The sequence below is a fragment of the Chromohalobacter marismortui genome (assembly GCF_004364315.1).
Taxonomy (GTDB): domain Bacteria; phylum Pseudomonadota; class Gammaproteobacteria; order Pseudomonadales; family Halomonadaceae; genus Chromohalobacter; species Chromohalobacter marismortui.
This window is the reverse complement of record NZ_SOBR01000001.1, coordinates 1-16,589: the sequence shown is the minus strand read 5'-3', so window position 1 is coordinate 16,589 and position 16,589 is coordinate 1. Positions and strand designations below refer to the sequence as shown.

General features: G+C 62.1%; 13 protein-coding genes. 5 read left to right on the top strand and 8 right to left on the bottom strand.

Features of this window, described 5'->3' with window-relative positions; genetic code table 11:
• The first annotated feature begins 10 nt into the window (after positions 1-10).
• Positions 11-373 carry a nitrite reductase small subunit NirD gene (gene nirD / locus C8E00_RS00065; protein ID WP_133693176.1) on the top strand — a complete coding sequence of 121 codons (363 nt, stop codon included), beginning with the start codon at positions 11-13 and terminating at the stop codon, positions 371-373.
• 13 nt (positions 374-386) lie between these two features.
• Here nirD and iadA read toward each other — a convergent pair whose 3' ends face one another.
• The 3 genes from iadA to C8E00_RS00050 are packed head-to-tail and all read right to left on the bottom strand — an operon-like array spanning position 387 to position 5,043.
• Positions 387-1,556 (bottom strand): beta-aspartyl-peptidase, encoded by a 1,170-nt coding sequence (gene iadA, locus C8E00_RS00060; RefSeq protein WP_133693173.1) that lies wholly within the window; start codon positions 1,554-1,556, stop codon positions 387-389.
• On the bottom strand, positions 1,553-4,192 hold the full coding sequence (gene cphA / locus C8E00_RS00055) for a cyanophycin synthetase (protein ID WP_133693171.1): 2,640 nt from the start codon (positions 4,190-4,192) through the stop codon (positions 1,553-1,555). Before cphA ends, iadA begins: the two co-directional genes overlap by 4 nt.
• Positions 4,189-5,043, bottom strand: a complete 855-nt coding sequence (locus C8E00_RS00050) for a cyanophycinase (RefSeq protein WP_133693169.1) — start codon at positions 5,041-5,043, stop codon at positions 4,189-4,191. Before C8E00_RS00050 ends, cphA begins: the two co-directional genes overlap by 4 nt.
• Before the next feature lie 347 nt (positions 5,044-5,390).
• Between C8E00_RS00050 and C8E00_RS00045 the strand changes: the two genes are divergently transcribed.
• The 3 genes from C8E00_RS00045 (at position 5,391) to C8E00_RS00035 (ending at position 10,434) form a co-directional block, all read left to right on the top strand.
• Entirely contained in the window at positions 5,391-6,692 is a 1,302-nt protein-coding gene (locus C8E00_RS00045; protein WP_133693167.1) for an ATP-grasp domain-containing protein, read from the top strand.
• Positions 6,693-6,767: 75 nt separating this feature from the next.
• On the top strand, positions 6,768-8,810 hold the full coding sequence (locus C8E00_RS00040; RefSeq protein WP_133693165.1) for a CocE/NonD family hydrolase: 2,043 nt from the start codon (positions 6,768-6,770) through the stop codon (positions 8,808-8,810).
• Between the two features lie 211 nt (positions 8,811-9,021).
• Positions 9,022-10,434 carry a PhoH family protein gene (locus tag C8E00_RS00035; RefSeq protein ID WP_133693163.1) on the top strand — a complete coding sequence of 471 codons (1,413 nt, stop codon included), beginning with the start codon at positions 9,022-9,024 and terminating at the stop codon, positions 10,432-10,434.
• A 127-nt stretch (positions 10,435-10,561) separates the two neighbouring features.
• On the opposite strand, the gene C8E00_RS00030 is transcribed toward C8E00_RS00035, so the two are convergent.
• From C8E00_RS00030 to C8E00_RS00015, 4 genes are all read right to left on the bottom strand, one after another.
• Positions 10,562-10,804: a hypothetical protein gene (locus C8E00_RS00030; RefSeq protein WP_133693161.1), complete on the bottom strand. Its 243-nt coding sequence runs from the start codon at positions 10,802-10,804 to the stop codon at positions 10,562-10,564.
• A gap of 108 nt (positions 10,805-10,912) precedes the next feature.
• Positions 10,913-11,554 carry a DUF938 domain-containing protein gene (locus tag C8E00_RS00025; protein ID WP_133693159.1) on the bottom strand — a complete coding sequence of 214 codons (642 nt, stop codon included), beginning with the start codon at positions 11,552-11,554 and terminating at the stop codon, positions 10,913-10,915.
• Complete coding sequence (locus C8E00_RS00020) at positions 11,554-12,231, bottom strand: alpha/beta hydrolase (RefSeq protein WP_133693157.1); 678 nt, start codon at positions 12,229-12,231, stop codon at positions 11,554-11,556. Before C8E00_RS00020 ends, C8E00_RS00025 begins: the two co-directional genes overlap by 1 nt.
• Positions 12,232-12,319: 88 nt before the next feature.
• Positions 12,320-14,089 carry an SLC13 family permease gene (locus tag C8E00_RS00015; RefSeq protein WP_133693155.1) on the bottom strand — a complete coding sequence of 590 codons (1,770 nt, stop codon included), beginning with the start codon at positions 14,087-14,089 and terminating at the stop codon, positions 12,320-12,322.
• Between the two features lie 120 nt (positions 14,090-14,209).
• On the opposite strand from C8E00_RS00015, the gene C8E00_RS00010 reads away from it, so the two are divergent.
• Positions 14,210-15,790 (top strand): alkaline phosphatase family protein, encoded by a 1,581-nt coding sequence (locus C8E00_RS00010; RefSeq protein ID WP_133693153.1) that lies wholly within the window; start codon positions 14,210-14,212, stop codon positions 15,788-15,790.
• 26 nt (positions 15,791-15,816) lie between these two features.
• Here the strand turns inward: C8E00_RS00010 and C8E00_RS00005 are convergent.
• Positions 15,817-16,589: TerC/Alx family metal homeostasis membrane protein (locus tag C8E00_RS00005; protein ID WP_133693151.1), on the bottom strand; the 773-nt coding region annotated here is incomplete at its 5' end.

The following is a 16,589-nucleotide window of genomic DNA, read 5'->3' as shown; positions in this document are numbered from 1 at the left end:
GGAAAACACCATGAACACTGCAACAGCCCTCAAGAGCGAAGTGACCTGGCAGACGCTGTGCGCAAAGGCCGATCTGGTGGCGCATTCCGGTGTGGCCGCCTGGCTGGACGGCACCGACACGCAAGTCGCGCTTCTGTACCTGCCCGGCCGGACGCCCGAGATCTACGCCGTGGCCAACCACGATCCGTTCTCCAACGCCAACGTCCTCGCCCGCGGCATCGTCGGCGATATCAAGGGCGAGCCGGTCATCGCCTCGCCACTCTACAAGCAGCACTTCCGCTTGCGCGACGGCGTCTGCGTCGAGGACGAAAGCGTTCATCTGCGTACCTGGGAGGTCAAGATCGAAGGCAACGACGTCATGATCAGCACATGACGTCTGCCATCATCTATTCGCCTATGTCACCATACAGACAGCGCCCCGCGACGAAGGTGCGCTGGGGACGCAGGGCGCGATCGAGCAAGGTGATATCGGCATCGAACCCCAGCGCCAGGCGTCCCTTGTGAGCATGCAGGCCCAGCACGCGGGCAACGTTAGTGGTCAGCAGTTCCAGCGCCGATTCGAGTGGCAATACCTCGTCCTGCACGAGGCGTTGCCAATCCCCGATCAGCGCCGTATTGCGCGCCACCTGCATCCCCACGTAGGCGCCATCGGCATCGAATTCCGGCAGACTGCCATTGCAGTCGGAACTCAGGGTGATGCGCGCCGACGGAACGCCACGCGCCAGGAGTCGCGACACTGCGTCGAAGGCGGAAAGCCCGTCGCCGGCATCTTCGAATGCAGTGACATCCACACTGGCATCGAACGCCAGCGCATACTCCGCCGCCTCCTCGAGCAATTCAGGGCGACGGTTCACATGGGTCGGGATGATCTGGTCGGGCGGAATCTCGGTCTCTTCCAGCAAACGCCGCAGAGGCGCCAGGCCGCGTTTGCCGTCGCCGAGATGGAAATGACAGATGCCCCGCTTGCCGGCCAGCATGGCACCGACCCGCGCCTCGCTCACCAGCCGTTCGAGCTCGTCCTGGCGCGGCTGGCTGGAGCGGTGATCCGAGATGGCGATTTCGCCTACCCCGATGACCTCGGGGATCCAGGCCAGATCGCGCTGGATATCGCCGGTGAGGGTCGGCGCCGGCACGCGATATGCCCCCGTGTACATGTAGGCGGCTAGCCCCTCGGCCGCCAGCCCCCGCACCGCGGCCAGCAAATCGGCCGGCGAGCGGCTGATGCTGTCGGTCCCCAGCACGCCCACCAGCGTGCCGATGCCCATCGAGACGATGTCATGGACACCGATCGGCGGGCAGCGTGTGCCGCAACCGCCCTCGCCGCCGCCACCGGTGACATGCACGTGCTGATCGATGAAGGCAGGCACGGCGATCAGATCGCGCGCCTCCACTTCGCGGACGGGCCAGCCACGGGGAACGTCGAGATCCTGTCCCAGTGCCACGATTTTTCCACCGGCCATGAGGATATCCGTCGCCTCGCGGCGTTCGGGCGTAAACGCCTCGCCGACACGCAATAGCGTCATCGTATCGGCAGGGCGTGCCTTGTCAGCACTCATGGATGGGCTCCTGCGCCGCCGTTTGAGGACGCCGGCGGCTCGAAACGCTGCCCACGCAAACGCTCGGTGACGGCATCGACATCATCCACCAGCAACACCAGTAGATCGCCTTCGGCAGCCTCGTCGAGCGCCCGGTCAACTGCATCGGCCTCTTGCATGACGGTCTCGATCCGACACGCATTCGGCACCGACGCCGCCCCCTCACGCAGCAACTCGATGGTTTCACCCTCAGGGCGCCCCCGCGGTGCAGTCTCGCACAAGAAAACGACGTCATGCATATGCGCAAGCATCGCCCCCAGCGCGACCAGATCCTCGTCACGCCGATTGCCCGGGGCACTGGCCACGCCGATACGCCGTTGCGCCGGGATACGGCTGACCAGCTCGCTCAAGGCCTCGAGTGCCGGCACGTTGTGGCCATAATCGATCAGTACCTTCACGCCCCCGGCATCGATCAGGTTGGTACGACCGGGGTTCTGCCCCGGCGTCGGATGGAAGGTCTGCAAACCCAGTTGGATATCGGCGATACTCAGCCCCAGCGCATGCGCGGCAGCACTTGCCGCCAAGGCGTTGGCGATATTGAAGCGCGCGAACCCATCGAAGGTGATGGGCGCGTTGGCCACGGGAAGCACCTCGGCCACCACCTGGCCCTGCAGCATCACGATATGACCGTGATGCACCGTGAACGCGACGCCATGGTCGCTTACATGCTCGCGTATGACCGGCGAATCAGGGTCCAGCGCAAAGTAGATGATGTCGCCACGCGCCCATTCGCCACTCGCCAGCACGCGCGGGTCGTCGGCATTGAGCACCGCCGTGCCGGACTCGCCGACCGCATCGATCACCACGCTCTTGCAACGCGCCAGTTCGTCCAGGGTATGGATGTCGCTCTCGCCCAGGTGATCGCTGGCGATATTCAACAACACGCCGACCTGGCATTCATCGAACCCCAGCCCCCGACGCATGATGCCGCCACGCGCGACCTCGAGCACGGCATACTCGACGGTGGGCTCGCGCAGCACCGTCGTGGCGGCCTGCGGGCCGCTGTAGTCGCCGCGCATGATGACGTGATTATCGACCTCGATGGCCCCGGTGCACGCCGTACCAACGCTGCGCCCCGCCTGGCGCAATAAATGCGAGATCAGACGTACCGTGGTCGTCTTGCCGTTGGTGCCGGTGACCGCCACGATGGGAATACGGCCGTTATCCTCGCTCTCCGGAAACAGCATATCGACCACGTGCTGGCCAACATCGCGGCCGGCGCCATGGGTCGGGGAAAGATGCATGCGAAAGCCCGGTCCGGCATTGACCTCGACCACGGCCGCCGATTGCTCTTCCAACGGACGCGTCAACGTCTCGGCAAGCAGGTCGATGCCGATGATATCGAGGTCCACCAGGCGGGCGATGCGCTCCGCGGTGTAGAGCACATCGGGATGCACGTCCTCGGTGACATCCGTCGCCGTGCCGCCGGTACTCAGATTTGCAGTGGGCTTGAGGTAGACGATCTCCTCGCGTGAGATGACGCTGTCCAGGGTCAGGTTCTGCTGCGCCAGCAGCCGAAGCGTCTGGGCGTCGACATCGATCTGCGTGAGCAGATTTTCATGGCCGATGCCACGCCGCGGATCGCGGTTCTCGTTGTCGATCAATGTCTGCAGCGTGCTCTTGCCGTCGCCGATCACATGGGCCGGACGCCGCCGAGCCGCCGCTACGAGCTTGCCGTCGATCACCAGCAGACGGTGATCTTCGCCCCGCACATACTGCTCGATGATGACGCCATCATGGTGACCTGACGCGACGGCGAAGGCGTTTTCCAGGGCCTGGTCATCCTCGATGTCCGTACTGACACCGCGACCGTGGTTGCCGATCAAGGGTTTGACGACGACTGGATAGCCGATCTCGTGCGCCGTGGCGAGCGCCTCATCGCGTGAATGACAAACGTATCCGCGCGGCACCGGGATGCCCGCCTCACCGAGCACTCGCTTGGTCCAATCCTTGTCATGCGCGATGCCATGGCCGATCAGATTGGTGCGACAGGTCACCGTGGCCTGAAAGCGTTGCTGACGATGACCATGCCCGAGTTGTACGTAGCTGGTATCTTCATCGAGGCGCGCATAGGGAATCCCTCGACGCTGCGCGGCCGCCACGATCGAGGCCGTCGATGGCCCCAGCATGTGGGCGTCACGCACATCCTTGAGGCGGGCGACGATCGGGGCGATATCCACCGCATCGCCCGCGAACAGCCGGGTGACGATCTCCACCGCCTCGACGCCCGCCGCCAGCCCGCAAGCCTCGTCGCGATAGCGATAGACGACGTTGTAGATCCCGGTTTCGTAGGAATCGACCGTCTTGCCATATCCGACCGAGAAGCCGATCAGGTTCTGCAGCTCGATCGCCACATGCTCGACGACATGGCCGGCCCAGGTACCCCGTGCCAGCCGTTCCAGAAAGCCCCCGGGACGCCCCACCGAACAACGATGTTCCTGCAATGTCGGCATGAGTTCGGTGAGATGCTCGACAATGCCGGGTACGGTATCGCTCGGCCTCTCCTCGAGCGCCTCGATATCCAAACGCATGAAAATAGCCGGATAGCGGCTGTAATAGTTCGGTCCTCGCAACGCGCGATGCTCGAGAATCTTCATCCTTGGCGCCTCCTTGTCAATACCGCTTCCAGTTCATCGGCGACCAGGTAACGTCGCGCATCGAGGTCGTAGCCATGGCCGCTGACCATGGCATGCAGGATCATGTTCTCGACGGCGACCGGCGCGCCCATTTCCAGTTCCGCGATATTGGAACTCGCCAGATCGCGGCTATCGATGATGATGACGTGCCCCGGCCCAATGGTTTCGAGGATACGATTGGGATAGATGATGACGGCAGCGTCCTCGCCGAGGCCGATGCCGAGTTGCTCGGGATTGCTGGCACCGACTTCCATCAGGCGCGTGAATCGTCCCCGTTCGAGAAAATGGCTGTCGATGACCATCCCGCGCACGAAGCCGAGCCCGAAGGTCATGTTCACCGCGCCCTTGCGCAAGGCATCCGACGCCGCACCGTTGTAGATCATGGTACTGGGCATCGCCGCCGCCCCGGCACTGGTCCCCGCGACCACGGCGCCGGCTCGCAAGCGCTCGCGCACCGCGCGCAGCGTGGCGGAGCCTCCCAGCACCGTGGTCAGGCGCAACTGGTCACCGCCGGTGAAAAAAATCACCCCACTGCGCTGGATCAAGCTCACGATCTCGGCCTCGCTGGCCTGGTAGCGATCCTGGATGTCCAGTGAATGCACCTGGCTGGCGCCCAGGCGCCTGAAGGCGGCTTCGTAGCTGGGCAAAAGCTGTTCTGGAATGCTGCTCGCCGTGGCGATGATGGCGACTTCATGGCTATCCTCGGGCGCGAGCTCGAAGACCCGCTTGAGAATGGCCAGTTCCGAGGTCTTGTCCTCGGCACCGCCAATGGCCACGATATGGCCACATAGGGTAGGGGGTCTTGACGTCATGTTCCTCCCGCCGCCTGGCGACGCTGTTAAGGAAATACTGAACCATTACCTTACCAATGGGTAATGTCCTATCGCGTGACAACCGAACCCGATTCTTCACTTATAACAGCCCCGCCCCCTTCCTGCCAGACAAGTGACGCGCTTTTGTAACGGTGATCACGAACACGTGACGCAATGTTTTTTTGAGTATCTCTTCTTTTTTTCTGCACACCGCCGATAACCCGCTATTCTTCAGTCATCGGCATCCTCGGCTGCCGATTCTCAGACCGTGCGTGCCATATAGACACAATGCTTACGCATCTCGTCGTCAGGGAAAGAAGGTGCGGTTTTATCGCCAGGAGGCGGCTATGAACGATCGAAATATTTTCGTTGTCGGGTTAGATGAGCTGAACAGAAAGCGACTCAACCACCTGCGTGGTGCCGAGCACTACCAGTTCCATGGTGTAATCGACCCCTCGGAGGTCTACGACACCGAGATTTTTCCCATCGAGGACATGCTGTCCCGGGCCGAAGCGCAACTGAACGAATTCCATGGCCCGATCGACGCCATCGTCGGCTACATGGATTTTCCCGTGTCGACCATGCTACCCCTGCTCTGCGAGCGCTTCGGTACGCGCTCCACCAGCCTGGAAAGCCTGCTCAAATGCGAGCACAAGTATTGGAGTCGACGTGTTCAACGTGAAGTCATCGGGGATTACATCCCGCGTTTTACCGCCTTCGATCCCTTCAATCCTGAGGCACTGCATGCAATTGGTGAAGAAGGTCTTTACTTCCCCTTCTTCGTCAAACCGATCAAATCATCGGGTTCACGACTGGGATTTCGCATTGAAAGTCCTGAAGATTTCGAACAGGCCATCTCACGGCTATGCGAAGACATCGGCACGATTTCCGAGCCTTTCAACTTCGTCCTCGATCACGCCAAGCTACCCGATGAAGTGCGCGCCATCGATGGCGGTCATTGCATGGCAGAAGAGATCATAGGTGGCTGGCAGTGCACGGTAGAAGGCTACATCTTTCAAGGCGACGTCGTGCCCTACGGCATCGTCGATTCGATTCGTTATCCGCAAGTTCTAAGCTTTTTTTACTACCGATATCCCTCGCGACTACCTGATCATATTCAGGAAAAAATGCGAGAGCTGACGCGCCAAGTGATGAGCCATATCGGCTACGACAACGCCGCCTTCAACATCGAATATTTCTGGGACGAAGTGCAAGATCGCATCTGGTTATTGGAAATCAATACACGTATCGCGCAATCGCATTGCGATCTATTCGAAAAGGTCGACGGGATCAGTCACCAGCAGATAACGGTGGACCTGGCACTGGGCCAACTGCCCGACATGCCCTATCGGCAAGGAGCGTTCAAGGTAGCGGCGAAATTCTTCTACCGAGTCTTCTTCGTCGACGCCACCATCAGCCGCGTGCCGACGGAAGAGGAAATAGAGGCCTTGGAGAAAGCGTTTCCCGGTGCCGTGATCGCGTTACAGGCCGAGATCGGCACGCGGCTGTCTTCTCTCCCCGAGCAGGATAGCTACAGTTTCGCCCTGGCCTATGTGTGGATGGGCGCGGACGATGACATTGCGCTGGAAGAAAACTACGCGCGGCTCGCCGAGCAGCTACATTTCGAGTTCGACGACATCGTAGGCTAGGCCGCCCAGCGACCGATAGCATCGACACGCTTGGCCACCGGGCCGGCTCATGACATTTCAGGGAGCACCCTCTCTATGCACATCGTCAGCCATTTTCCCCGCCAGATTCACGAGGAGGAAGACTGGATCACGCTCGCCGATGGCTGCCGGCTGGCCGTGCGCATCTGGCGCCCGATAGATGCCGAACGCGACCCCGTACCGGCAATACTCGAGTATCTGCCGTATCGCAAACGCGACCTGACGGCGATGCGCGATGCTCAGTCACACGCTTACTGGGCCGGCCACGGGTATGCCGGGGTACGCGTCGATATTCGCGGCAGTGGTGAATCGGATGGCGTACTGCGAGATGAATATCTCCAGCAAGAACTCGACGATGGCGTCGAGATTCTAAAGTGGTTGGGGCAACAAACATGGTGCACCGGACATGTCGGCATGATCGGCATTTCCTGGGGCGGCTTCAACGGCCTGCAGATCGCGGCGTTGCAGCCCCCCGAACTCAAGGCCGTCATTACTCTGTGCTCGACCGATGACCGCTACGCCGACGATGTCCACCACATGGGCGGCTGTCTGCTCGGCGACAACCTGTCCTGGGCCTCGACCATGTTCGATGCCAATGCCTGCCCCCCCGACCCATTGCTGGTCGGCGATCGCTGGCGCGACATGTGGCAGGAACGCCTCGAGGGCAGCGGCCTGTGGCTGGCCAAATGGCTCCAGCATCAACGCCGTGACGCCTATTGGAAGCACGGTTCGGTGTGCGAGGACTTCTCGCGCATTCGCTGCCCCGTCTACGCCGTCAGCGGCTGGGCCGATGGCTACTGCAACGCCGTGTTTCGCCTGCTCGCGGGGCTCGAGGTACCCCGCAAGGGGCTGGTCGGCCCCTGGTCGCACAAGTATCCCCATCTGGGCGTGCCGGGTCCCGCCATCGGCTTTCTGCAGGAATCGCTGCGCTGGTGGGATCACTGGCTGAAGGGCAAGGCGACCGGGATCATGGATGAGCCGATGCTGCGCGTCTGGATGCAGGAATCGGTACCCCCTTCGGCGCGTTACGAAACACGTCCCGGGCGCTGGGTATCGGAACCCACTTGGCCATCGCCGCGCATCGACATGCAGCCCTTTCGCCTGACCAGCGGTCACGATCTGCTACCGGCGACGGCGACCTCCACACGCTCAGCAGACCACGACGAGATACCACTCACGATACGTTCACCGCTGTCGGTGGGACTGTTCGCCGGCAAGTGGTGCTCCTACAACGCACCACCGGATCTGCCCCACGACCAACGCGACGAAGACGGCGGCGCGCTGGTCTTCCAGACGGCGCGACTCGATCGGGACATCGAGATCTGCGGGCAGCCCGTGGTCGAACTCGAAATCGAGGCCGACCAACCGGTGGCAATGGTCGCCATACGCCTCAGTGACATCGCCGCGGACGACAAGGCCACGCGCATTTCCTATGGCCTGCTCAATTTGACCCACCGTGACAGCGACGAGCATCCGCAGCCACTCGAGCCGGGCACACGCTATCGGGTGCGCGTGCTACTCAAGCATATCGCCCAGCAGTTCCCCGCAGGCAACGCCATTCGCTTATCGATCTCGAGCAGCTACTGGCCGCTGGCCTGGCCTTCGCCGGCCCCGGTCAAGCTGACGATTCACCCCGGCGACAGCCGGTTATTATTACCGTATCGCGACCCTCAGCCCCAAGAGGAAGCCGCACTGCCCGAATTTGCGCTACCCGAGGCCGCCCCACCGCTCGCCAAGACACTGATACAACCCAGCCAGGAAACGTGGCGGGTGATACGCGATCTCGCCAATGACCAGACCACGCTCGAAGTCATCAATGACGAGGGCACCTACCGCCTGGATGACATCGATCTTGAACTCTCGGTACGCATCACCGAGCGCTACACCTATGCCTACGGCAACTACGACAGCCTCAGTGGATGGACACAATGGGAGCGGTGTTTCCGGCGTGGCGACTGGGCGGTGCGCAGCGTGACGCGTACCTTGATGACCTCCACTGCGGACAGCTTTCGACTGCGTGCCACACTGGATGCCTACGAGGACGATAGCCGTGTCTTCGCCAAGAGCTGGGATGAGGAGATCCCACGCGACCTCGTCTAGAGGCGTATGGCGTCGACAGCGACCAGGGATTGCATTTTCGTGTCGCTCGGCCATGCTTAGTGCATGTAACACACGCAAGGAGAATGCCCGACACTCCACCTCGACCGGACTGTTTCGCAGGCGACGCTGCCAGAATGAGTCGAGTGCCACATGCGCGCAACACCATTCTGTCAGGGTCGGAGAAGCCGTTAACCAAGGAGTGCTTCCCCCGATGGTGAGACTCGACAAGAAAGCGACCCGGCTCTATGTGCTGGATACCAATGTCCTGATCCATGATCCCGCCGCCCTTTACCATTTCGAGGAACATGATGTCGTCATCCCCATGACGGTGCTCGAGGAACTCGACAAGCACAAGAATGGGGTTCGTGAAATCGCTCAGACCGCGCGGCAAGTCAGCCGTACCTTGTCCGACCTGACGTCTCGTTTCACTCCCGAGCAGATTCAAGACGGTATTCCCCTGCCCGTCAGCCATGGCCCCAGCGGCCGTCTGCGCTTTCTCTGCTACACCGATCTCAAGAGACTCGACCCGCTGGTCGACTCCCCCGATAACCGACTATTGGCCGAGACCTGCCGACTGCGCAATGAACGTCCCGACGCGTCGGTGATTCTGATCACCAAGGACATCAACCTGCGCGTCAAGGCGGCGGCGCTGAATGTGCCGGTGGAGGATTACCTCAACGACCGTGCCTTTGACGACATCGACGCCATGATCGAGGGCACCAAGGTCTATGCCGAGGCCGGCCAGGAGGGACGCGGGCTGTGGGATCGGCTGAACGTCGAGGTCGATGTCGAGCGCACGCAAGACGGTACCTTCTACCATCTCGCCGGTGAGCTGCCCAAGGATTGGCACGTCGGCATGCTGGTCTCCGACAGCGACAATGGCGCCGATTTCGAGGCAGTGGTGCGTTCGCTCGCGCCACGCCGCGCCACCTTGCAACTGCTGACCAACTACCGCCATCACAACGGCGTATGGGGCGTCCACGCCCACGACAGCCGCCAGAACTTCACCCTCAATCTACTGATGGACCCCGAGATCGATCTGGTCACCATCGCCGGCAACGCCGGCACCGGCAAGACCTACATGACGCTGGCGGCGGCCTTCCAGCAAACCCTGGACAGCAAACGCTTCGAGCGCATCGTTTTCACCCGCGCCCCGATCCCCATGGGCGAGGACATCGGCTTTCTCCCCGGCACCGAGGAAGAAAAAATGTCGCCCTGGATGGGGGCCTTCCACGACAACATGGACAACCTGCTACGTGACGAACAACACGGCAGCTCAAGCTGGAGCGACGGCGCCACCCGCCAATTGATCGGCTCCCGCGTGCAAATCCGCTCACCGAGCTTCATGCGCGGGCGTACCCTGAGCGACACCTTCCTGATCATCGACGAAGCACAGAATTTCACGCCCAAGCAGCTCAAGGCACTGATCACTCGGGCGGGGCGCAATACCAAGCTGGTACTGCTGGGCAACGTCGGGCAGATCGACACACCCTATCTCACCGCCAATACCTGTGGCATGGCCTACGCCGTGGAACGCTTCCGCGACTGGCCGCATGCCGGCCACGTGACGCTGAAAAGCGTCGAGCGCTCACGCCTGGCACTGGCTGCCGAGGAACTGCTCTGACACCGCGTCTCGAGACCTGTTGTTCCTGCACTGTCCCCCCTGAAACACACATGCCCCGGCCTGAACGGCCGGGGCACCATGTCATGGGGAGTGGCGAAGCGAGGGCACCGCCAACCCGATGGCGGAGTTATTCTTCGGTGGAGGACGGCTTGCGATTATTGACGACATCCTCGATGAGTTTCTCGTTCTCGCTGCGCGGCATCTCATCGAGCATTTTCTTGGCGGTCTGGTAATCGCCGATCTCGGTATTGCACGAGCTGCAGAACACGATATCGTCGGGTTGTTGCGCCTGGGAGACCGTCACCTTGTGGCTGCCGCAATTCGGGCATCCCTTGGGCAAACGAAACTCGATGGAAAAGTCTTCGTTCATCGCCATTCCTCCATGAGACTGCGGAAAGGGATCGAGACCCACGCCGCTTGTGCAGACGCTGCCACGATTCCGGTACTGCCCCTAGTGTTTGGGGCCGTGGCCGAGAATTCAAGCATTCGCCGCACGCCGAAAGACCACGCCCAGATTATTCGCCGGCAACGCCTCGACGCGTTGCAATACGAGTTCGTGTTGCCGGGCCTCGGCGTCGACATCGTCCAACTCACGTATACCCCAGGCTGGATCGCGCTGGCGCAGGTCGGCATCGAAGGCCGCGTTACTCGCGGCGGTGTGTTCGCCGTCACGCATGAAGGGGCCGTACACCACCAGCACGCCGCCCACAGGCAGACGCCGACCGGCCTCGCGCAAGAGCGCCCGGGTCGCGGCCCAGGGCGAGATGTGCAGCATGTTGATGCACAGCATGGCGGACGGCTCACCGGCTTCGTCGGGCCAGGGCTGAGTGACGTCCAGTGCGAGCGGCGACGCGATATTCGTCAACGCCGCGTGACGCCGCCAGGCATCGATGGAACGACGAGCCTGCGCGCTGGGATCGCTGGGTTGCCAAATCAGCGCCGGAAGATGTTGAGCGAAATACACGGCATGCTCGCCGCTGCCGCTGGCGATTTCGAGGACGCGCCCCGTGGCGGGCAATACCTCGCGCAACAAGGCCAGGATCGGCTCGCGATTGCGCTTCGCGGCAGGTGTGGAAAGGCGCACGCCCTCACCGGGATCGGATGTTTCCATCGTCTGCATCAGGCCTCCTGCGCTCCCAGGCGTGCGTTCAGCCAGTGGCCGATGTCACCAATCTGTTCGGGACACAGCGCATGCTGCATGGGATAGGTACGGTAATGCACGGCATAGCCCAGCGCCTCGGCCCGTTCGGCGCCCTCGTGGCCCAATTTTTCGGGCACCACCGGATCGAAGCTGCCGTGATGCACCTCGATGGGTAACGCGCGATTGGCATCGCTGGGCTGGATCGACTCGGCCGTGGCGAAGTAGGTCGACAGCGCCAGCAGGCCCGCCAGTGGCTGAGGATAGGTCAATGCCGCATGGTAGGCCACCGCGCCGCCCTGCGAAAAGCCGGCCACGACGATGCGGCGGCTGTCGATCCCCTTGGCGATTTCAGCATCGATCAGGGCATGCACGCTGTCGGCCGAGGCCTTGAGTTGGGCCTCGTCGATGCGCCGGCCAAGATTCATGTCGAGGATGTCGTACCACGCCGGCATCTCCATGCCACCGTTCACCGTCACCGCCAGGCGTGGCGCATGAGGCAGAATGAAGCGCACCGCCAGCGAGTCATTCAGCGGCAAGGCCGGCACCAGCGGCTCGAAATCATGTCCGTCGGCGCCCAGCCCATGCAGGAGAATGACCGTGGCATCGGCCGCGCGTGCCTGGCGGGGTTCGATGATCAGAGGCGAAGAATCGGCCATCGGCTGGACTCCTTGAGACGATTTACACGGATGAGAAGGCACAGGATGTGCCAAACGCGTGGCACTGTCCACGCCTCCCGAAGGTCTGTCAGAACGGCCAGATCATCGGAACCAGCACCAACGTCACCGCGCCCACCAATACACTCATCCCGCCGCCCACGCGCAGATAATCGCTGAAGCGATATCCGCCGGGCCCATAGACCATCAAGTTGGTCTGATAGCCGATGGGCGTCAGAAAACTCGCCGAAGCGGCAAACATCACCGCAATCACGAAGGGCATGATATCCACGCCCAACTGCTGCGCCGCCCCCGTGACGATGGGAAAGCTGATCACCGCCGCGGCATTGTTGGTGACGATCTCGGTCAGCAGCGCCACCACCAGATAAGCACCAATCAGCAACAAATACGGATTGCCGTCGGCCAACGTCAACGCCCCCTCGGCCAGGGCCGCGGCGGCGCCGGAGCTTTCCATCGCCGCCCCCACCCCGAAGGAGGCCGCGATGGTCAATAACACCTGCGTATCCAGCCCCCGCCGCGCGGCACTGACCGTGCAGCAGCCCGTCACCAGCGCCAGGGCGGCACCGAGCATCGCCGCCTTGAGCAAGCTCAAGACACCGAACGCCGCCAGGGCGACGACGCCCAGCATGATCGACCAGGCGACCCAGGCGCGTTCGTGATGCGGGCGCGCCTGGCCGTTGAGTTCACTGATCAGCAGGAAATCCCGCGACTGGCGATGGCGCTCGATGAAGGCGGGGCGCACTTCCATGAGCAGCACGTCCGCCGCCTGTAGCTGGATCTGCCCCAGATTGCCGGACACCCGCTCGCCATGGCGACAAACGGCCAGCACCGAGGCGCCGTAGAAGGTACGAAAATGTCCCTCGCGCAGACGCCGCCCCAAGAATTGGCATTGTTCCGAAACGACCGCTTCGACCAGACGCCGCTCGGCGAAGGATTTCTTGAGGCTCGACTGTCCCTGTCCGGTGGGCCGCAGACCGCGAATCTGTTGCAGCTCCACCGCCGCTTCCGTCGTCCCGGCGAAGACCAGGCGATCGTTGGCCTTGAGACGCTCGCCACGCCCCACCACCGAGACCACGTTGCCGTCGCGTTCGATCTCGACCAGGAACAAGCCATCGAGATGGCGAAGCCCGGCCTCCTCGACGCTCTTGTCGACGATGGGACCTTGCGGATCGACCTGCATCTCGATGGTGTATTCACGCGGATTCTCGAAGACGTCCGACGCCGTGCGACGCTTGGGCAGCAACCAGCGGCCTACCAGCATCAGGTAGGCCAGCCCGGCCAGCGCCACGGGGATACCGACCCAAGCGATGTCGAACAAATGCAAGGCCCGCTCGGGGTAGCGCTCGCGCAGTAGACCATCCACCACTAGATTGGTGCTGGTGCCCATCAACGAGCAGGTACCGCCCAGGATGGAGGCGAAACTCAGCGGCATCAGCAAACGATGTGCCGGCAAGCGCAACCGCCGGCTCCAGCTCAGCACCGCCGGCAAGAACGTCGCGACCACCGGCGTGTTGTTGAGGAAAGCACTGGTCGCCGTGACAGGAAGCAGCAAACGCACCTGAGCTCCTAGCTCACGACGTGGACGACCCAATACATAGCGGATGAGCAGATCGACGCCGCCCGTCTCGCGTATGCTGGCCACGAGGATGTACATGAAGGCGACGGTAAATAACCCGGTATTGGAAAAGCCGGCGATGGCTTCGTCGGCATCTATGATCCCGGCGCCGAACAGCACGATCACCGCCCCCATGAGAATGACATCGGGACCGAGACGACTCGTCGCCATCAATAAAAAAGACGCCGCCACGATGGCCAACGTCAACCAAGCATCGAACGCCATACCGCTAATGTCCTGACAAGAGATACGATGCCCGCATTGTGACGAATCGCGAATATTCCAGGAAGTTATTTGTAGGAATGGCCTTATATATTTTTTGATCTATACAGACAAGGGACTATCATGGCTCGCTGGTGGCTGACACTATTACTCGTCAACCTTGCACTGATCGCCACGGCGATCCCCCGCCTCGGCATCGACGCCATGCCGTGGCTGGCCCTGGAGGGCGTGGTACTGATTGCCATGCTGAGCCTGTGGCCACGCCACCACGGTCGACGCTGGCTGGGCTACCTAGGCGGTGCGCTCATCACCATCGCCTTGCTCGGTGCATTAGGTGACACGGTCACCCAAGAAATTCGCGGCCGTCTCTTCAACCCCTATCTCGATCCTGCGCAACTGCCTATTTTCCTGGCGCTTTTGCGCGATAACCTGGGGCTGACGCTTAGCCTGGTACTGGTGACGGCAACCCTCATCATCCTGCTCGCTTTCGGCGCCGGCGTTGCGCACCTGCTTGCCACCCTGCCGCGCCCACGCCATGCCGCAGCACGTACGGGACTCACAGGCATGCTCCTCCTGAGCGCGGGCCTCACATTGCTCGGCCTCACACAGCACATACCATGGTTGGGCACGCCCGGCGTCAGTCTGCTCGCCGGCCAAACCTCGCGCGCCTATGCGACGCATGCCGCGGTGAGCGACTTCGAGGCACGCCTGACACAGCGCGAGAGCCCTCTGGACGCCGCCCAGGGTCAGCCCCTGCCTGGGCTGGCGGGCCGCGATGTCATCCTGGCGTTCGTGGAATCCTACGGCATGGCCGCGCTCGAACGTGCTCCCTTCGCCGGGCCGGTGAACGCCCGCCTCGACGCCATGGCCGAGGCTTTTGCACAAGCCGGGCTCAGTGTGGCCAGCGGCCGGCTCATGTCGCCCACGCTCGGCGGTCAGTCGCGCCTGGCGCATGCTAGCGTGCTCAGTGGCTTATGGATCGACTCCACACTGCGCTACGACCTCTTCCTCGACAGTCCACGCGCCACCTTGATCGACGACTTCGAACAAACCGGACACACCAGCGTGGCCATGATGCCGGCGATCTATCGGGATTGGCCCGCAGGGCAGCGACTCGGCTACGACGAGATTCACGACGATTCAAGGCTCGACTATCGCGGGCCCCGCCTGGGCTGGGTGACGATTCCCGATCAGTTCGTCTGGCATCGCCTCCGCCAGGTGCGAAACACACACCATGAACCAGTATTCGCCGAATTGGCGCTGATCAGCAGCCATGCGCCCTGGGTACCGGTGATCGAACCGCTGCCTTGGGACGAACTCGAAGACGGCAAGGCGTTCGCGCGTTGGGAGGGCGACGGGCGCAACTTTTACGAACTCTGGGGGGACAACGCCGGCATGCGTCAACGCTACGGCCCGGCACTGGCGTACTCGTTGGCGGTTGCCGGCGAGTACGCCACGCGTTTCGTGGAGGAAGACACCCTGCTGATTCTCATGGGTGACCATCAGGCGGCGCCGGGCATGCTGGGCTTCACACCCAATAAAGAAGTACCGATCCACGTCATCAGTGGCGATCCGGCGCTGATCGCCCCCTTTCTGGCGCATGGCTTCAAGCGCGGGATGCAGCCGCCTCGCGACACGCCCGCGCGCGCAATGGACGAGCTGCGCGGGCTATTGCACCGGTTGTATGGCGTCGAGGCCCACTGAAGCCCTGCCGCCCTCCCCTCATACCATCAGGCACGCGCCCGGTCGCGACGATCCTTGATCAAGCTTGCCACGCTGGTCACCACCAGCGCCCCGACGATCACGCTCATCGACAGCCAGATGGGGATCTCGGGAATCGACTCGATGGGATGGCCGCCGTTGATGAATGGCAGCGTATTCGCATGCAGCGCATCGAGTACCAGCTTGACGCCGATGAACCCCAGAATGACCGACAGCCCTAGCCCCAGATAGACCAAACGTGACAGCAAGCCGCCCAGCAGGAAGTAAAGCTGCAGCAATCCCAGCAGTGCAAAAGCGTTCGCCGTGAAGACAATGTAGGGCTCACGTGTCAGCCCATAAATCGCGGGAATGGAATCCAGCGCGAACAGAAGATCCGTGAAGCCCAACGCCACGACCACCATGAATAGCGGCGTCACCAACCGCTTGCCGTCGACTTTCGCGATCAGGCGCTGGCCATGATATTGCTCGGTCGCGGGCAACCAGCGCTGCGCCAGACGCACGGCCAGGTTGGGGCGATACTCTTCCTCCTCTTCATTGTTGTCCTCGAAGCCCTCCTTACCGAGCTTGTAGGCCGTCCACAACAGAAAGGCACCGAAGATATAGAACACCCAACTGAACTGATGAATCGCCGCCGCGCCCACGGCAATGAAGATGCCGCGCATGATCAACGCAATGACGATACCGATCAGCAGCGCCTTCTGCTGGTGAACCCGGGGCACCGCGAACTTGGCCATGATGATCACGAACACGAACAGGTTATCCACCGAGAGGCTTTTCTCGA

Excerpts from the sequence above, each read along its gene's own strand:
- C8E00_RS00030 (WP_133693161.1), bottom strand. The coding sequence starts at position 10,804 with ATGAACGAAGACTTTTCCATCGAGTTTCGTTTGCCCAAGGGATGCCCG.
- C8E00_RS00010 (WP_133693153.1), top strand. The coding sequence starts at position 14,210 with ATGGCTCGCTGGTGGCTGACACTATTACTCGTCAACCTTGCACTGATC.
- C8E00_RS00045 (WP_133693167.1), top strand. The coding sequence starts at position 5,391 with ATGAACGATCGAAATATTTTCGTTGTCGGGTTAGATGAGCTGAACAGA.
- C8E00_RS00050 (WP_133693169.1), bottom strand. The coding sequence starts at position 5,043 with ATGACGTCAAGACCCCCTACCCTATGTGGCCATATCGTGGCCATTGGC.
- C8E00_RS00035 (WP_133693163.1), top strand. The coding sequence starts at position 9,022 with ATGGTGAGACTCGACAAGAAAGCGACCCGGCTCTATGTGCTGGATACC.
- C8E00_RS00040 (WP_133693165.1), top strand. The coding sequence starts at position 6,768 with ATGCACATCGTCAGCCATTTTCCCCGCCAGATTCACGAGGAGGAAGAC.
- C8E00_RS00025 (WP_133693159.1), bottom strand. The coding sequence starts at position 11,554 with ATGCAGACGATGGAAACATCCGATCCCGGTGAGGGCGTGCGCCTTTCC.
- C8E00_RS00020 (WP_133693157.1), bottom strand. The coding sequence starts at position 12,231 with ATGGCCGATTCTTCGCCTCTGATCATCGAACCCCGCCAGGCACGCGCG.
- iadA (WP_133693173.1), bottom strand. The coding sequence starts at position 1,556 with ATGAGTGCTGACAAGGCACGCCCTGCCGATACGATGACGCTATTGCGT.
- C8E00_RS00015 (WP_133693155.1), bottom strand. The coding sequence starts at position 14,089 with ATGGCGTTCGATGCTTGGTTGACGTTGGCCATCGTGGCGGCGTCTTTT.
- cphA (WP_133693171.1), bottom strand. The coding sequence starts at position 4,192 with ATGAAGATTCTCGAGCATCGCGCGTTGCGAGGACCGAACTATTACAGC.
- nirD (WP_133693176.1), top strand. The coding sequence starts at position 11 with ATGAACACTGCAACAGCCCTCAAGAGCGAAGTGACCTGGCAGACGCTG.